A 16,260-nucleotide genomic window follows, 5' to 3' on the forward strand; every position below is an offset into this window, starting at 1 on the left:
TGGGAGGAGAGAAACATGATGAAGCGACTTCTGGCCGCGACAGGCCTCATATCCTTATGCTTGATGACAAGTGCGTCAGCCGCCGAAAACATCTCGATGTGGGTGCGTTCCGGCATCGGCGATTCCTTCAAGAAGGTCGTCGAGGCCTATAATGCCGGCCACGACGATAAGGTTACCCTCACCGAGGTGCCCTTCTCCGAACTCGTGCAGAAATACGCGACCGCAATCGCCGGCGGCCAGGCCCCCGACGCACTGTCGATGGACCTAATTTACACCCCGGCCTTTGCCGCTGCGGGCCAGCTCGAAGACCTGACGGACTGGGCGAAAGCCCTGCCCTATTTCAACTCGCTTTCGCCGTCGCATGTGAAGCTCGGCACCTATGACGGCCACGTTTACGGCCTACCGCTTTCCGTCGAGACCTCGGTCTTTGCCTGGAACAAGGATCTCTACAAGAAGGCTGGCCTCGACCCGGACAAGGCGCCGACGACCTGGGACGAGATCGAGAAGAATGCCGAAAAGATCCGGGCGCTCGGCGGCGATAACTACGGCTTCTATTTCTCCGGCGGCGGCTGCGGCGGCTGCATGATCTTCACCTTCACACCGCTCGTCTGGGGTGCTGGCGCTGATATTCTTTCCGCGGACGGCAAGAAAGCGACGCTGGATACGCCGCAGATGCGCAAGGCGGTCGATATCTACCGCAGCATGGTCAAGAAGGATCTGGTTCCCGCAGGTGCTGCCAGCGATACCGGCGCCAACTTCCTCAGCATCAGCAACGGCAGGATCGGCCAGCAAACCATCGGCGCCTTCTCGATCGGCACGCTGATCACGCAATATCCCGATATCCATTTCGGCGTGACCCTGATCCCCGGCGTGGATGGAACCCCATCCTCCTTTGCCGGCGGCGATAATTTCGTCATCTCCAAGGGCACGAAGAAGCTCGATGCGGTGAAGAAATTCCTCGAATATACCTATTCGCTGGAAGGTCAGAAGATCATGGCGAAATATGGCAGCTTGCCGACGCGCGGCGATATTGCGGATCAGGTGCTTCAGGGCCTTGATCCGCGCATGCAGGTGGGCCTGAAGGCCATCTCCGTTGCCAAGACGCCCTATACGCTGCAGTTCAACGATCTGATCAACAGCGCCAACGGGCCATGGGCCGGCTTCACCAACGCCGCGATCTTCGGCACGGATGTCGACACTGCCTTTTCCAATGCCCAGGCGGAAATGCAGTCAATCATCGACAACGCCCAGTAACAAAAGCTTGCGACCAACCGGGAGGCTTAAGGTCTCCCGGTCCTTCCCATCGGAACATCAGGAGCATTCCATGGCTAGCCCTGGAGCTATCGGAGCAGTGCGGCGTCGCACACGGCGGCGACGTGCCAGCTGGCACGGATTTCTCTACATCGCGCCGGCCATGGCGCTCGTCATCGTCTTCTTCATCGTACCGGTCCTCTTCACCGGCTGGATGAGCCTGCACAACTGGCCATTGCTCGGCAATCCGCGCTGGATCGGCTTCGGCAATTATACGAGGATGCTATCGGATATCCGCTTCATGGCGGCCCTGCGTTTCACCGCCTATTACACGGTGATCGTCACCATCGCCATATTCGCCGTCGCCTTTCCCCTAGCACTCTACGTCGAAAAGCAGCGGCCTTTTGTCAGCTTCTATCGCACCATCATCTTCCTGCCCGTTGTCGTCGGTCTGGCGACCGCTTCGCTGCTCTGGGTCTGGCTTGCCAATGTCGACAGCGGCTTTTTCTCGCCAGTGGCGCAGACGCTTGGCCTAGTCGACAAAAAGCCGAACTTGCTGGCAGATTTCGACATGGCCTTTGCCACCATCGTCGTCATGGTGGTCTGGAAGATCGCCGGCTTCACGATGATCATCCTTTTGACCGGTCTACAGGCGATCCCGTCCGAGCTGACGGAGGCTGCCCGCATCGATGGCGCCAGGCGCTGGCAGCGCTTCCGTTTCCTGACCCTGCCGCTGATGCGCAAGACCATTGCGCTTGCCCTGATTATCTCGGTTACCGGCTCGGTGCTCGCCTTCGACCAGTTCTACATCATGACCAGCGGCGGACCGCAGAACCGGATGATCTCGGTGGTTTATTACATCTTCAACCAATCCTTCGTGTCCTTCAATCTCGGCTATGGCGCGGCACTGTCGATCGTCCTCCTTGTCATTCTCGTGCTGATCAGCATCGTTCAGCTCTGGCTGCTGCGCGTCGGGGAGGACCGTCCATGAGCTCGGCAAAGGAACGTCGTGCACGGCGGAAATTATGGGGTGGCATCAGCTATCACAGCGTCGGCTTCATCATCGTCATCGTCTTCTTTGCACCCTTCGCAATCGCGCTGCTGTCGTCATTCCGGCACGGCACGGAGGCGAGCCTGCCGCCATTGCCGCCGTGGCCGACAACGGGCTTCAGCCTCGACGCTTATCGTTCTCTCGATGGCTTCGGTGCCGGCGTGTTGCAGCACACGCTGAACTCGCTTTTCGTCTCGGTGGCGACGGTCGTCCTCACGGTCATGGTCAGCCTGCTCGCCGGCTACGGCTTCTCGCGCTACCAGTTTCCGTTCAAGAACGTCTTCTTCGTCCTGATCATCGCGACGCTGATGATCCCGTTCCAATCCATCCTGACGCCGCTTTTCATCATGCTGGCGAAGCTCGGCCTCAATAATTCGCTCATCGGGCTGACGCTTGTCTATGTCACCCTGCAACTGCCCTTCTCGGTCTTCATGATGCGCAACGCCTTCGACGCGGTGCCAAAGGAAATCGAGGAGGCCGCCCGCATCGACGGGGCGCGGGACTTAAAGCTGCTGTTCCGTGTGCTGCTGCCTCTGGTGCTCCCCGGCGTGGCGACCGTTGCGATCTTCGCCTTTCTCAACGCCTGGAACGAATTTTTGGCGGCGCTGATCCTGCTCTCCAGCAGCGAGAAATTCACCCTGCCGGTACTGATGATCGCCGTCAGGACCGGACGGCTCGGCGCCGTCAACTGGGGTGCGGTCCAGGCCGGCATCGCCGTCATGACCATCCCCTGCGTCATCGTCTTCCTGCTTCTTCAACGCTACTACATGCGCGGCCTGATGGCCGGCGCGGTGAAATAAATACTCTAACGAAACGGATTAACGCTATGTCAAACAAGCAAAATCGCCAATTCCGTCCCCTGCCCGTTCCCAACGTCGAACTGCATGGCCTTTTCGGCGCCCGTCAGGACGCAATCTGCAATTCGACGGCTGCGACCCTGCTCGATCGCTGTGTCGAGGCCGGCATGATCCAGGCGATCGACGTCGAGCAACCAAGCCCCGGTATCGTTATTCCCCTCCAGACCTGGTCGGGCTCGACCCAGATGTTCTGGGACAGCGACCTCGGCAAGTCCATCGAGACCATCGCCTATTCGCTCTATCGCCGCCCCAACCCCGAGCTTGAGGCCCGCGCCGACGCCATCATCGACATGTACGGCAAGATGCAGGACAAGGACGGCTATCTGAACGCCTGGTTCCAGCGCGTCCAGCCGGGCCGCCGCTGGACCAATCTTCGCGATCACCACGAGCTCTATTGCGCCGGTCATCTGATCGAGGCCGCCGTCGCCTATTATCAGGCAACGGGAAAGCGCAAGCTACTCGATATCATGAGCCGCTTTGCCGACTACATGATCGTCGTTTTCGGCAATGGCGAGGGCCAGCTACGCGGCTATTGCGGCCATGAGGAAGTGGAGCTGGCACTGGTCAAGCTCGCCCGCGTCACCGGCGAGAAGAAATATCTCGACCTTGCCAAATATTTCGTCGACGAGCGCGGTCAGGAGCCACATTTCTTCACCGACGAGGCGTTGCGCGATGGCCGCGACCCGGCGAAATTCGTGCAGAAGACCTATGAATATAATCAGGCGCATGAGCCGGTGCGCGAGCAGACCAAGGTTGTGGGACATGCGGTGCGTGCCATGTATCTCTATTCTGGCATGGCGGATATCGCGACCGAATATAACGACGACAGTCTGACCTCGGCACTGGAGACGCTCTGGGACGACCTGACCACCAAGCAGATGTATGTCACCGGCGGCATCGGGCCGGCCGCATCCAATGAGGGCTTTACCGACTATTACGACCTGCCGAACGAAAGCGCCTATGCCGAAACCTGCGCCTCCGTCGGTCTGGTCTTCTGGGCGAACCGCATGCTTGGCCGCGGGCCAAACCGGCGCTATGCCGACATCATGGAGCAAGCGCTCTATAACGGCGCCATGGCTGGCCTTTCGCTCGACGGCAAGACCTTCTTCTACGAAAATCCTCTTGAGAGCGGCGGCAAGCATCACCGCTGGACCTGGCATCATTGCCCCTGCTGCCCACCGAACATCGCCCGCCTACTCGCCTCGATCGGCTCCTATATGTACGCCGCCGCGGACGATGAAATCGCCGTCCATCTCTACAGCGAAAGCAAGGCCCGCGTTCCGCTCGCGAGCGGCGTGACAGTCGAGCTTGCTCAGGAGACTCGCTACCCTTGGGATGGCGCTATCCGTTTCGAGGTCAAACCCGACCGAAACGCCCACTTCGCTCTATCGCTGCGCATTCCCGAATGGGCCGATGGCGCGACGCTTGCCGTCAATGGCGTACTCCTCGAGCTCTCCGCCGTCACCATCGACGGCTATGCTCGCATCGAGCGCGAATGGCAGGCTGGCGACACGGTCGATCTCAATATTCCGCTGATCCCACGCACCTTGTTTGCCAATCCCAAGGTGCGCCAGGATGCAGGCCGCGCAGCCCTCATGCGCGGACCGCTGGTCTATTGCGTCGAGACCACCGACAATGGCGCGGATCTCAACGGTATCTCCCTTGCTGGCAATCCGGCATCGGCGCAGACGGCGGAGATTGCGGCGCTGGAGGGTGCAGTGGCGCTCGACATTCCGGTGAAACGCGATGATGCGGATTGGGGAACGGATCTCTACCGGACAGTACCGCCGCAAAGCCGGACCACCACCGCCCGTTTCGTCCCCTATCATCTCTGGGACAACCGCGAACCGGGCGAAATGCTGGTCTGGATCCGTGCCGATCAGATGCAACGCGGAGCCTGACATGGGCAAGAACAGCATGATGCTGACCGGCGTCCGCAAGAGCTATGGCGGGCTGGAGGTCATTCACGGCATCGATCTCGAAGTCGAAGAAGGTCAATTCGTCGTCTTCGTCGGTCCCTCCGGCTGCGGGAAGTCGACCTTGCTCCGGATGATCGCCGGGCTCGAGGAAGTGACGGATGGCGAGATCGCCATCAAGGGGCGGGATGTCACCGATCTCGATCCTTCCGAGCGCGGCATCGCCATGGTCTTCCAGTCCTACGCGCTCTATCCGCATATGAGCGTGCGCGACAATCTCGGTTTCGGGCTGAAAATGGCCCGAACCGATGTCGCCGAGATCCAAGCGCGCGTTAGCGCCGCCTCGGCGATCCTCAAGATCGATCATCTGCTGGAGCGCCGTCCGGGCCAGCTTTCGGGCGGCCAACGCCAGCGCGTCGCCATCGGTCGCGCGATTGTGCGCAAGCCCGACGTCTTTCTGTTCGACGAGCCTCTGTCCAACCTCGATGCGGAACTGCGCGTCTCCATGCGCATCGAAATCGCCCGGCTGCACCGTGAGCTCGGCAACACGATGATCTATGTGACGCACGACCAGACCGAGGCGATGACGCTCGCCGACAAGATCGTCGTGCTCAAGGACGGCAAGATCGAGCAGGTCGGCAGCCCGCGCGAGGTCTATGAAGACCCGGCCAACATCTTTGTCGCCGGCTTCATCGGTTCGCCGCGCATGAACATGATCGCAGCCGAATGGGGCTCCGATGGCCTTGCAAAAATCGCGGGCGGCACGATCAAGACCGATATACGGCAGGCCAATCTTGCGTCTGGCGAAAAACTGATACTGGGCATGCGTCCGGAACATCTCGTCGTCGTATCGGACGGCAATGATGCGGTTCGGGTAAAGGTCGATTTCGACGAATATCTCGGAGGTACACGCTATCTCTATTGCCAGACGGAGGACGGCCAGAGCCTGATCGCCGAGTATCGCGAGGGTCCGGATATTCAGCGCGGCGATACACTTCATCTGCGTTGTGCGCCCGAGAGACGCCGCTATTTCGACGGACAGGGAAATCGTCTGTGTTGATGCGTACCCTGTCAAAGTGACGCGGCCTAATCGTTTGACCAATAACGAAAATTATGGCGATGTTCGCCCCGTCAGATCGGATCAAGGGGGGAGTTTTCGTGGCGAAGACGTATGATTTCATTATCGCCGGCGGTGGCTCGGCGGCTTGCGTCGCCGCCATGCGGCTGGTGCGGGATTTCGGCTTTTCCGTGCTGATTATCGAGCGCGGGCCGCGCAAGACCGCCAAGCTAATGGCTTTTCCCGCCGGCTATATGAAATACCTCGCCCGCGATGATTTTCTGGAAATGCACCATACGGTTCCGCAGCCGCAACTTGGTGGACGCGGCCCCATCGTTCCCGTCGCCAAGGCCCTTGGCGGCGGCAGCTCTGTCAACGCCATGGTCTATATGCGTGGCCAGAAGGAGGATTACGACGGCTGGGCCGCCCATCTCGGCAACGGAACGGAATGGTCCTACGAGGACATGCTGCCGCACTTCAAAGGCATCGAAGCCAATACGCGCTTCAACAACGAGTACCACGGCATCTCCGGCAATCTGCGAATATCCGAGCCTCAGCACACCTGCGATACAACACAGGATTTCCTGCTCGCGGCCCAGGGACTTGGCCATCCCTATAATCCTGATTTCAACGGCGTCCGGCAAAACGGCGTCGGCATCATGCAGCACACCTATGGCCAATGGAACGGCAAGACCGAGCGCTCCGACGCCAAGAAGGCCTTCCTCGATCCGCTCGATGGGGATCCACGCCTGGATATCATCACCGACGCCCGCGTCGATCGCATCGTGATCGAAAACGGCCGCGCAACAGGCGTTGTCTACACACGGAATGGCGAGAGCCATACCGTTCGGGCGGAGCGCGAAATCCTCATCGCCTCGGGCACTTACAACAGCGCCAAGCTGATAATGCTCTCCGGTATCGGTCCGGCCGATCATCTGCGAGAGAACGGCATCACCGTCGCTCTCGATCTCCCCGGCGTTGGCGCAAATCTGCAGGATCACCATGAAGTCCCTGTGATCGCCACGACGAAGGGAAAATCGGGTTACTTCGGCGAGGACAAGGGCTGGCCGATGTTGCGCAACGGGCTGCAATATCTGCTCTTCAACTCCGGCCCGGTAACAACGACCGGCATCGAATCCTGCCTGTTCTACGACCCGGACGGAAGCGATCGACCATCGATCCAGCTCTATTGCGCCCCGATCGTCTACCTCGACCGCGACGTCTCCTCCGCCAAACCGACCCACGGCGTCACTTTCACCTCCTGCCTGCTACGCCCGAAAGCGCGGGGCAGCGTTAAGCTGCGCTCGGCCAATCCAGCCGATCAGCCCTTGGTCGACTGCAACTTCTTCGGTGATCCCGACGATCTACGCCTGACGCTCGCGTCGCTGAAGGTCGCGCGGCAATTGCTGGCGACGGAACCCTTCAAATCGAAAATTGCCGACGAGATCCTGCCCGGGCGAGCCCTGCAGGACGACGAAGCTCTCGCCAAATTCGCCGGCCAGACCGTCAAGACCAACTACCACCCCTCCGGCAGCCTGCGCATGGGGCCGGATAGCGATCCAATGTCCGTGGTCGACGGAACACTTCGCGTTCGCGGCATCGACGGGTTAAGGGTTATCGACTGCTCGATCATCCCATTCATCCCCTCGGGCAATACCAATGCCCCGGCCATGGCGATTGGCTCGAAGGCGGCTGAGATGATTGGGAAGGGTTTCTAAATGCGGTAAAGACGCCCGGCGATGAGACCGGGCGTCCCTGCTATCAAGCTGGCTCGAACAGCGGCGCGATCGTCATCTCCGGCACAAGCACCAAGCCCTTATCGGTGATGCGGATTTCCGGAATGACGGAGAGCGGGATCAGGTTGAAGCCCATATAGGGGATGGTACAGCCGGCCTTTTCCCATTCCACCTTCAATGCTTTCACCTCTTCGGCAACCTCGTGCACGCGCTTGTCGGACAGCAGCCCGGCGATCGGCAATGGCACCATGGCCGTCACCTTGCCGTCCATGACGACGCAGGCGCCGCCCTGCTTGGCTTCGATCGCATCGAGAGCGATCTGCATGTCCGTCTGATTGGTGCCGGCGACGATGATGTTGTGGCTATCGTGACCGACAGAGGAGGCCACCGCTCCCTTCTTCAAGCCAAAATTGTTCAGAAGACCATGCGCGACATTGCCTGATGATTTGCCGTGGCGTTCGACCACGGTCACGAAGCAGAGGCCGTGACGATCGAAATGGGTCTGCCAATCATTGGCAGGTTCGAGTTCGACCGTGACATGGCCGAGCATGATGCCTGGCAGTTCGGTCTTGATCGTGTGGGCGATCACCGGTCCGGTCGGCAGTTCCGGGGTCAGCTTCAGGTTCTTCGGCAGCTTCACCGTATGGTAGGCGGCTTCCGGATAACGATAGGGATTGGACAGCGCCGCATCGAGAACCGGCGTGATCTTGCTGTTCTCCACTACCAATTCGCCGCCATACCATGTGCTCACCGGCTTCAGGTCGTCGGTCAGGAGCACGAGATCGGCACGGCGACCGCCGCCGAGGCCGCCGATTTCGTTCTCCATGCCGAAGCGGGTCGCACCATGCAGCGAGCCCATGGCCCAGGCCTGCTCCGGCGTCATGCCGGCCACGACCGCCTGACGCGTCACCCAATCGAGACCAAAGAATAGCAGATCGTCAGCATCGCGGTCGTCGGTGCACACCGCAATTCGCTTGTGGGACGCGCCGAGTTCGGTGATGGTCTTGATCGCGTGCGGCAGGCTATGCCACGCCGTCGTTGGCGGGCCGCCGCGCAGGAATAGCCAGATACCAGCCTCCAGCAGGTCGTCGGCAATCTCGCGGTCGATGGCCTCATGCGTATCGGTGACGCCGGATGCTGCGTAGGCGGCCACGAATTCCCGACCGTAGACATGACCCGAGACTGGGCGTCCGCGCTCCAGCGCTGCCGCAAGAATGGCATGGCTGCGCTCATCGCCCATTGCCACGGGCACGAAATCCATTTTCTCGCCAAGTGCTACAGCTTCCGGCCATTTGTCAAAAAGGGCCGCGATCTTTCCCGGCGTCAGGTCGCCGCCGGCGGTTTCAAGCTCAGGTGACGTGGCGGGCACGGTACTCGGCACGGTCAGGAAAATCGACAGCGGCGCATGGCGGGCATCCTCAAGCATCGCCTCGACACCGGCGACATCCATGACGTTGCCGATTTCGTGGCTATCGCAGAAGATCGTCGTCGTACCGTTCAGAAGTGCACCCTCGGCATAGGCGCAGGCGGTCACCATGCTCGATTCGATATGGATGTGCGGATCGACGAGGCCGGGCGCAATGATCCCGCCCCTGGCGTCGTAAAGTTTGGCGCCACTGCCCCTATAACTGCCGGCCGGCTTGACCGCGGCGATTCGGCCGCCGGAAATCCAGACTTCCTTGTCCGAAAGGATGCGCTCGGAATAGGTCGAGAGAACGCGCGCGCCCTGAATGACCAGATCGGGATCTCGGCGGGTGGACGCGACGTCGGCGAGCGTGCGCGTCATGGTCGAGAGTGGCTTGACGGAAAAACGGGTGAGCGTCATCGAATATCCAATTCAAAATCAATGATAATCGGGAATACCGGGCATGGTGCGAAAGCCGTCGAGGGTACGGAAACGACGCACCCATCGGCGTAGCGCCGGATAGTCGTCGTGACCGACGCCGTAATCGCGGCTGAGCGCAAAGGACGGGAACAGCGTCAGATCCGCCAGCGTCGGGCCATCGCCGACGAACCACTCGAACCCGTCGAAGTGGCGCAGCGTCATATGGTCGTCCATGATGCGGAAAGCCTTGCGGGCTGCGGCGCTGAGGACAGCTTCGTCGCCCGGCGTATCAAACAGCGATTGCAGGCGTGCGGCAACGGCAGGCGCAAGCGCCGTCGCGGAGAAATGCAGCCACTTTGCCGTCAGACCGAAACTTGCCGCATCCTCAGGTAGCCAGCGCCGCGCCGGGTCGTAAGCCTTGGCGAGATAGGCGAGGATCGCTTCCGTGCCGTTAAGCACAAGGTCGCCGTCGGTGAGCACTGGCATGGTGCCGAGCGGATTGAGTGCCAGCATGGCCGGCTTGCTCTCCTCCTTGCCCGGAAACATGTCGACGGCGATGGTCTTGTGCGCAAGACCTAGCATGGAGAGGAGCAGGCGAACGCGATAGCTTCCCTCATCCATCTCGTAATTATAGAGCGTGATCTCCGCCATCAGGCGACCTCCGCCATAGTTTCGAGGTCGAAACGAAAACCTTCGGCCCATTGCGCATAATGCTTCTGCTTCGCACCGGCATTGACCGCCGGCGAGCCGAGAATGACGATATGAACGGCGGTCTTTTCCGGCGAGACGACCTGAACCGCAACCAACAACCTGTCATCAACGGCCGGCAATACGCCGACATTCCCGACGAGATTGCTGGTGCCGGCCTTCGCCAGCGCCGCCAAGATCTCATCCGCCCGGCGCTCGACATAAAGGCTACGCACCGGGGTAACGCCCATAGCGGCGTCGACGTCGGGAAAGGAGGCTTCCGACGCCGTTGTCGCCCAGATGATCCCGTATCTTTCCTCTGCAAAGTAGGTCGGCACTTTGATCGTCTGCGGCACCTCTAGGCTCGGATGCGCGGGAATGTAGCGACATTGCCCGGCGGTGTCGTACTGCCAGCCGTGATAGAGACAGGCGATGTGGTCGCCACGGACGAAACCGAAGCTGAGACGCATGCCACGATGCGGACAGCGGTCCTCCCAGACATGCGCATTGCCGCTATTGTCGCGCCAGACGACGATCTCGCTGCCCTCGACGATGGCACCCGCCGACGTTCCCAATTCGATCGATGCCGACAGGGCGACAGGCACCCATCCCGCTTCCAATTTCATATGTCACTCCGCTCGATATCGAGAATGATGCAGTCATAGGGCCCAAGGCTGCAGGCCATTTCGAAGGCATCGACGAGATCTACCTGCCCTTTGACGGCGAGTCTTGCCGTCATTGCATCACAGGCTTCCATCTCGATGTCCAGATCCAGCCGACGGGCGCGATGCTGTGCAAACTCGATGAAACTGTCGCAGACCATTTGCCCTCGAAAGATAAATCGCGCACGCTCGGTCATATTGCGGAATGTCCGTTCGCCCTAGCCATGCCTCACCTTTTGCATTAAAAATACTCACGATGCATAAAAATTATACGTGCTTTACTTTTAGGCATTCTATCCGGCCTCCCCATGAAAATTCAAGGGCCTACGCAGAGCTGCCAACAAGCCATGTGAGCAAAGCACCCAGAGCGCCCTTCTGCAACTGGCATAATTGTTGCGTCGATATCCGCTGGACGCGGTTGGCGTGCCAAACCAAAAGAGGATTTCATGATTGACTTGCGTTCGCTGTCCCGTCGCGGATTTTTGAATATGAGCGCTGCCGGCGCGGCTGCCTTGACGCTGCCTGCCGGCCTTGCCAGCCAGGCGCTCGCGGCGGCATCCTTTCCCGCCATCAAGGAAGAGGACGCGGTCGTTGGCTTCGGCCATGTCGGGCCGATTTCGGATGAGGGCTGGACCTGGGCGCACCACCAGGGCCTGCTCGCGGTCAAGGCCGCCTATCCAAAGCTGAAAAAGATTCTCGAAGTCGAGAACATCCCCTATTCGGCCGATGCGACCCGCACCTATCGCCAGTTTGTCAGCCAGGGCGCCAACATCATCTTCGATACGTCCTCGAATGGTGACTTCCTGCATGCCGTCGTCAAGCAGGCCCCCGAGGTTGCCTTCCTGGAATGCGGCGGCCTCGTCAACATGGACAATCTCGGCTGGTATTACCTGGCGCACTGGTATCCGACCTATGTCATCGGCGTTGCCGCTGGCCACCTGTCGAAGACCGGCAAGCTTGGCTATGTCGCCTCCTTCCCCGTCTCGTCGGTGTTCGCCTCCACCAACGCCTTCCTGATGGGCGCCCGTTCCGTCAATCCGAATGCGACGCTGCAGACCATCGCCATCAATTCCTGGTTCGACCCGCAGGCTGCCACCCAGGCCGGCACGGCGCTCATCGATAATGGTTGCGACTTCCTGTTCGGCATCATGGATGAAGCCGGTTACCTCCAGGTCGCCGAAAAGCGTGGCGTCTGGGCCGCCATGTGGAACACCGACGTCCGCCGCTATGGCCCGAATTCCTACGTCTCCTCCGTCCTCATCGATTTCAACAAGTTCTATGTCGATCAGGTCGGCAAGCGCCTTGCCGGCACCTGGGCGCCAAGCGACACGCTTTTCGCGCTGGGCGCCGGCGTCGATCGTGACAAATGGGGCGAGAAGGTTCCGGCCGATGTCGCTGCTGCCGCCGACGCGGTACGCGAGAAGATCATCGGCGGCTGGTCGCCGTTTGCAGGCGAGATCAAGGATTCGACCGGCAAGGTCCGCGTCGCCGCCGGCCAGGCGATGACCGACAACGATCTCTACACCTGGGATTGGTCGGTCGAAGGCGTCACGGGCCTCAGCGCCTGATCGATATCATCGCTCAATAAAAACCTGGCCGGCGCGTCCGGCCAGAGTTACTCTTCATGACATGCTGGTGCCCTTCCGATGACTGAAATCGCGCCCCCTTTCTCCGCCCCCCGGGCACACCGCCTCTGGTGCAACTCAAGGGCATCGCCAAATATTTTCCGGGTGTCATCGCCAACGAGAATGTCGATCTCGACGTTTTGCCGGGCGAGATCCATGCACTGCTCGGCGAAAACGGCGCCGGCAAATCGACCTTGATGAACATCCTGACCGGTATTTACCAACCCGATGCCGGCGAGATCATCATCGACGGCTATGCCAAGCAGTTTGCCTCGCCGCTTCAGGCGATCGCCGCCGGCATCGGCATGGTGCATCAGCATTTCAAATTGGTGCAGGCCTTCACCGTGGCCGAGAACATCCATCTCGGCTGGTCGGAGACGCCGCGCCGTGCCTCGGCGCAGGTATTGGAAGCGCGCACGGCCACATTGGCTGCGAAATTCAACCTACAGACCCGTCCCGGCGCCCGCGTCAGCGATCTTTCAACCGGCGAGCAGCAGCGCGTCGAGATCCTGCGCGTCCTGACGCGGCAGGCCCGCGTGCTGATCCTCGACGAACCGACCGCTGTGCTGACGCCGGCTGAAGCCCGCGAACTGTTCAAGGCGCTGCGCGATTTCGTGGCCCAGGGCAACGCCGTTATCTTCATCAGCCACAAGCTCGATGAAGTCCTGGAGATTTCCGATCGCATCAGCATCCTGCGCGGCGGTCGCAAGATCGCCACGGAGAAGACGGCCGACTGCAATCCGCGCATGCTGGCAAAATTGATGGTGGGACGCGACATCGTGCTTGCCGATATGCGGCAACGGGCGGCAGGGGCCGCACCGATCTCGCCCGACCCGGTGCTTAGCCTCGACAATGTGTCCGCCCTTAACGATGCCGGCGACGAAGCCTTGCATGGTATCTCGCTGCAGGTTCATGCAGGCGAGATTTTGGGAGTTGCGGGCGTAGCGGGCAATGGCCAGCGTGAACTCAGCCAGGTGCTGGCGGGCATGCGGCCGATCAGCGGCGGACGCATCCTGATCGAAGGGGCGCCTGTTGGGCGTAGCAATGCCGCCGCCTTCGTCGAGCGCGGTATCGGCCATATCCCTGAAGACCGATTGCATAGTGGACTGGCACCCGCGCTCAGCATTACCGTCAATGCCGTGATGCGCGAATACAAGCACCCTCCGGTTTCATCCGGGGGTGCCTATCGCCCAAGTTCTGCGACGGCGCTTGCCAAGGAAATCGCAGCAGTCGCAGATGTCGCTATCCCGGATTTCGCCATGCCCATCCGCAACCTCTCGGGCGGAAACCAGCAGCGCCTCGTCGCCCGCCGCGAGATGCGTATCGCGAACAAGGTGCTGATTGCCGCCTATCCAAGCCGAGGCCTCGACGTCGGCGCCATCAATACAATGCTGCGCTATATCGTCGAATTACGCGACGCCGGTGCGGGGATCGTGCTGATTTCCGAGGAATTGGAAGAACTCTTGAACCTCTCGGACCGCATCGCCGTCCTCTACGAAGGCAGGGTCATGGGGGTCGTCGACAACGACAAGGCCGATATCGACCAGATCGGTCTCATGATGGGCGGCCGCGCCCAAACGAGCGAGGTTGCCTGACATGGCCGCATCCTGGCGTCTACAGCGCATGCCCTCCGCCTCGCCCGCCATTGCCTTTGGCGCGCGCATCGCCGCCATTGTTCTGGCATTGGTCTTCGCCAGCCTCATCCTGGCCGCCACCGGTGCCAATCCGCTCGAACTTGCCACGGAAGTGATTGATGCGAGCTTCGGCTCCAGCTTTGGTCTTCAGGATCTCGGCGTTCTTGTCGTCCCTCTGATCTTAACTGGGCTTTCGGTTGCGGTCGGCCAGCAGATCGGCGTCTGGAACATCGGCGCCGAGGGGCAATTCTACGCGGGTGCCTTTGGCGCCGCCACGGTCGGCCTTTTCGTGCCCGGTCCGCCGGTCGTGATCCTGCCGTTGATGTTCGTTGCCGGCCTTGCCGGCGGCGCTGTCTGGATCCTCATCCCGACGCTCGCCCGCGCCTATGGCAACGTCAACGAGCTGATCACCACGCTGCTCCTCAACTTCGTCGCCATCCTCCTGGTCTTCTATGTCTCCACCGGCGCCTGGCGCGACCGGATGTCAAACTCAGCGACGCGGAGACTATCGGCCGAGATTCCGGAATTGTGGGGATCGGTCCATTGGGGGTTTGCAATCGCCATTCTGGCCGCACTTGCCGTGGCGGCAGTTCTCGCCTTCTCACGTTGGGGTTATGAGGTGCGCCTCGTCGGCTCCAATCCGTCTGCGGCGCATTACGCCGGCATGCCGGCACGCCGCCATCTCATCACCGTCATGCTGCTCTCCGGCGCAATCGCTGGTCTTGCCGGCATGCTGGAGATCGCCGGCACGGTACACCGGTTGCAGGGTGGCATTTCCAACAACTACGGCTATCTCGGCATCATGGTCGCGGTTCTCGCGCGCAACTCCGCCATCGGCGTCATCTTCTCCGCCGCGCTGATGGCCTTCATCCTCAATTCCGGCATCATCCTGCAAACCCAGGGGCTGACGACGTCAGCGGTGCTGGCAATCACCGGCCTTATCCTGTTCCTGACGGCGATCGGCGACGAACTCGCCCACTACCGCATCGCCCGCGACAAGGTTTGAAGGGAAAAGAGACCATGGAACTTCTGACCGGCCTCCTCACCACAGCCTTCCTCGCCGGCGGCGTGCTGGCGCTTGCCGCTCTCGGCGAAGTGCTTGCCGAACGTGTCGGTGTCGTCAATCTCGGTGTCGAGGGCCTGATGGCCATGGGGGCCATCACGGCAATCGCGACGGTCGCCGCCTTCCCATCGCCGGCCATCGGCTTTATCGCGGCGCTGGCAGTCGGCGCGATCTTCGGCATGGTCTTTGCCACCGCCACCGTTTTGCTGCGCGCCAATCAGGTGCTCTGTGGTCTGGCGTTGACGCTGATGGGCAACGGCATCGCCTCCAGCATCGGCCGCGCCTATTCCGGCATGCCGGCACGCGCCACCTTTTCCGGGATCGAGATCCCGCTGCTGAGTGATATCCCCATTCTCGGCAAGGCGTTCTTCTCGCAGAACATCCTTGTCTACCTCATCTATATCATTCTGCCGGTGGCACTGAGCTACATCATGTTCCGCACCCGCCACGGCCTCAACCTGCGTGCCGTCGGTGAAAACCCGGCGGCAGCGGATGCCGCCGGCATTTCAGTCAATCTCATCCGCTTCGCCTATGTGACGGCCGGCTCGGCGCTTGCAGCCGGGGCCGGCGCCTACCTGACGCTTGCCTTCGTGCCCTCCTGGTCCGACGGCGTGATAGCCGGGCGCGGCTGGATCGCGGTGGCGCTGGTGATCTTTGCCGGCTATCGGCCGATCCCGGCTGTTCTTTCCGGTCTGCTATTCGGCCTCATCACCGCGCTCGGCTTCGTGGGTCAGGCGCGCGGCTGGCCAATCGCGCCCGCCTTTCTGTCCATGCTGCCCTATCTCGGCACCATGGCCTTCATTATCGTGCCGGTCCTTGCCTGGCAGCGCATGCGCCGTATCATGGCCGCACCCGCCGCAATCGGCCTGCCCTATTATCGCGATGTCCGCTAAGGT

14 protein-coding genes are annotated in these 16,260 nt (G+C 61.0%); 10 read left to right on the forward strand and 4 right to left on the reverse strand.

Annotation, left to right across the window (positions count from 1 at the left end; all coding sequences use genetic code 11):
* Positions 1-15: 15 nt before the first annotated feature.
* The 6 genes from HB780_RS07650 to HB780_RS07675 all read left to right on the forward strand — a co-directional run bounded on the left by HB780_RS07650 (position 16) and on the right by HB780_RS07675 (position 7,850).
* Positions 16-1,254: an ABC transporter substrate-binding protein gene (locus HB780_RS07650; protein ID WP_183689419.1), complete on the forward strand. Its 1,239-nt coding sequence runs from the start codon at positions 16-18 to the stop codon at positions 1,252-1,254.
* Positions 1,255-1,324: 70 nt separating this feature from the next.
* The gene (locus HB780_RS07655) at positions 1,325-2,242 is read left to right on the forward strand and encodes a carbohydrate ABC transporter permease (protein WP_183689420.1); all 918 of its coding nucleotides are present in this window, start codon (positions 1,325-1,327) and stop codon (positions 2,240-2,242) included.
* Positions 2,239-3,102 (forward strand): carbohydrate ABC transporter permease, encoded by an 864-nt coding sequence (locus tag HB780_RS07660; RefSeq protein ID WP_183689421.1) that lies wholly within the window; start codon positions 2,239-2,241, stop codon positions 3,100-3,102. Before HB780_RS07655 ends, HB780_RS07660 begins: the two co-directional genes overlap by 4 nt.
* Before the next feature lie 26 nt (positions 3,103-3,128).
* Positions 3,129-5,060 (forward strand): glycoside hydrolase family 127 protein, encoded by a 1,932-nt coding sequence (locus HB780_RS07665; RefSeq protein WP_183689422.1) that lies wholly within the window; start codon positions 3,129-3,131, stop codon positions 5,058-5,060.
* Between the two features lies 1 nt (position 5,061).
* A complete protein-coding gene (locus HB780_RS07670) occupies positions 5,062-6,135 on the forward strand; it encodes an ABC transporter ATP-binding protein (protein ID WP_183689423.1) in 1,074 nt (357 codons plus the stop codon).
* A 98-nt stretch (positions 6,136-6,233) separates the two neighbouring features.
* The gene (locus HB780_RS07675) at positions 6,234-7,850 is read left to right on the forward strand and encodes a GMC family oxidoreductase (protein WP_435693875.1); all 1,617 of its coding nucleotides are present in this window, start codon (positions 6,234-6,236) and stop codon (positions 7,848-7,850) included.
* Between the two features lie 43 nt (positions 7,851-7,893).
* Here the strand turns inward: HB780_RS07675 and HB780_RS07680 are convergent, their stop codons facing one another.
* Genes HB780_RS07680 through HB780_RS07695 form a run of 4 tightly spaced genes read right to left on the reverse strand, consistent with a single transcriptional unit; the run spans position 7,894 to position 11,203 of the window.
* A complete protein-coding gene (locus tag HB780_RS07680) occupies positions 7,894-9,693 on the reverse strand; it encodes an adenine deaminase (protein ID WP_183689425.1) in 1,800 nt (599 codons plus the stop codon).
* A gap of 18 nt (positions 9,694-9,711) precedes the next feature.
* Positions 9,712-10,344, reverse strand: coding sequence for a glutathione S-transferase family protein (locus HB780_RS07685; protein ID WP_183689426.1), 633 nt, complete (start codon positions 10,342-10,344; stop codon positions 9,712-9,714).
* Positions 10,344-11,006: a Rieske 2Fe-2S domain-containing protein gene (locus HB780_RS07690; RefSeq protein WP_183689427.1), complete on the reverse strand. Its 663-nt coding sequence runs from the start codon at positions 11,004-11,006 to the stop codon at positions 10,344-10,346. The genes HB780_RS07685 and HB780_RS07690 overlap by 1 nt, the downstream gene beginning before the upstream one ends.
* The gene (locus HB780_RS07695) at positions 11,003-11,203 is read right to left on the reverse strand and encodes a hypothetical protein (RefSeq protein ID WP_183689428.1); all 201 of its coding nucleotides are present in this window, start codon (positions 11,201-11,203) and stop codon (positions 11,003-11,005) included. Before HB780_RS07695 ends, HB780_RS07690 begins: the two co-directional genes overlap by 4 nt.
* Before the next feature lie 285 nt (positions 11,204-11,488).
* On the opposite strand from HB780_RS07695, the gene HB780_RS07700 reads away from it, so the two are divergent.
* The 4 genes from HB780_RS07700 to HB780_RS07715 all read left to right on the forward strand — a co-directional run bounded on the left by HB780_RS07700 (position 11,489) and on the right by HB780_RS07715 (position 16,257).
* Positions 11,489-12,610 carry a BMP family ABC transporter substrate-binding protein gene (locus tag HB780_RS07700; protein ID WP_183689429.1) on the forward strand — a complete coding sequence of 374 codons (1,122 nt, stop codon included), beginning with the start codon at positions 11,489-11,491 and terminating at the stop codon, positions 12,608-12,610.
* A 128-nt stretch (positions 12,611-12,738) separates the two neighbouring features.
* Positions 12,739-14,262: an ABC transporter ATP-binding protein gene (locus HB780_RS07705; protein WP_183689430.1), complete on the forward strand. Its 1,524-nt coding sequence runs from the start codon at positions 12,739-12,741 to the stop codon at positions 14,260-14,262.
* A gap of 1 nt (position 14,263) precedes the next feature.
* Positions 14,264-15,307 (forward strand): ABC transporter permease, encoded by a 1,044-nt coding sequence (locus tag HB780_RS07710; protein ID WP_183689431.1) that lies wholly within the window; start codon positions 14,264-14,266, stop codon positions 15,305-15,307.
* Between the two features lie 14 nt (positions 15,308-15,321).
* Positions 15,322-16,257, forward strand: a complete 936-nt coding sequence (locus HB780_RS07715; RefSeq protein WP_183689432.1) for an ABC transporter permease — start codon at positions 15,322-15,324, stop codon at positions 16,255-16,257.
* The last annotated feature ends 3 nt before the right edge of the window (positions 16,258-16,260 follow it).

The organism is Rhizobium lusitanum (assembly GCF_014189535.1).
GTDB lineage: Bacteria > Pseudomonadota > Alphaproteobacteria > Rhizobiales > Rhizobiaceae > Rhizobium > Rhizobium lusitanum_C.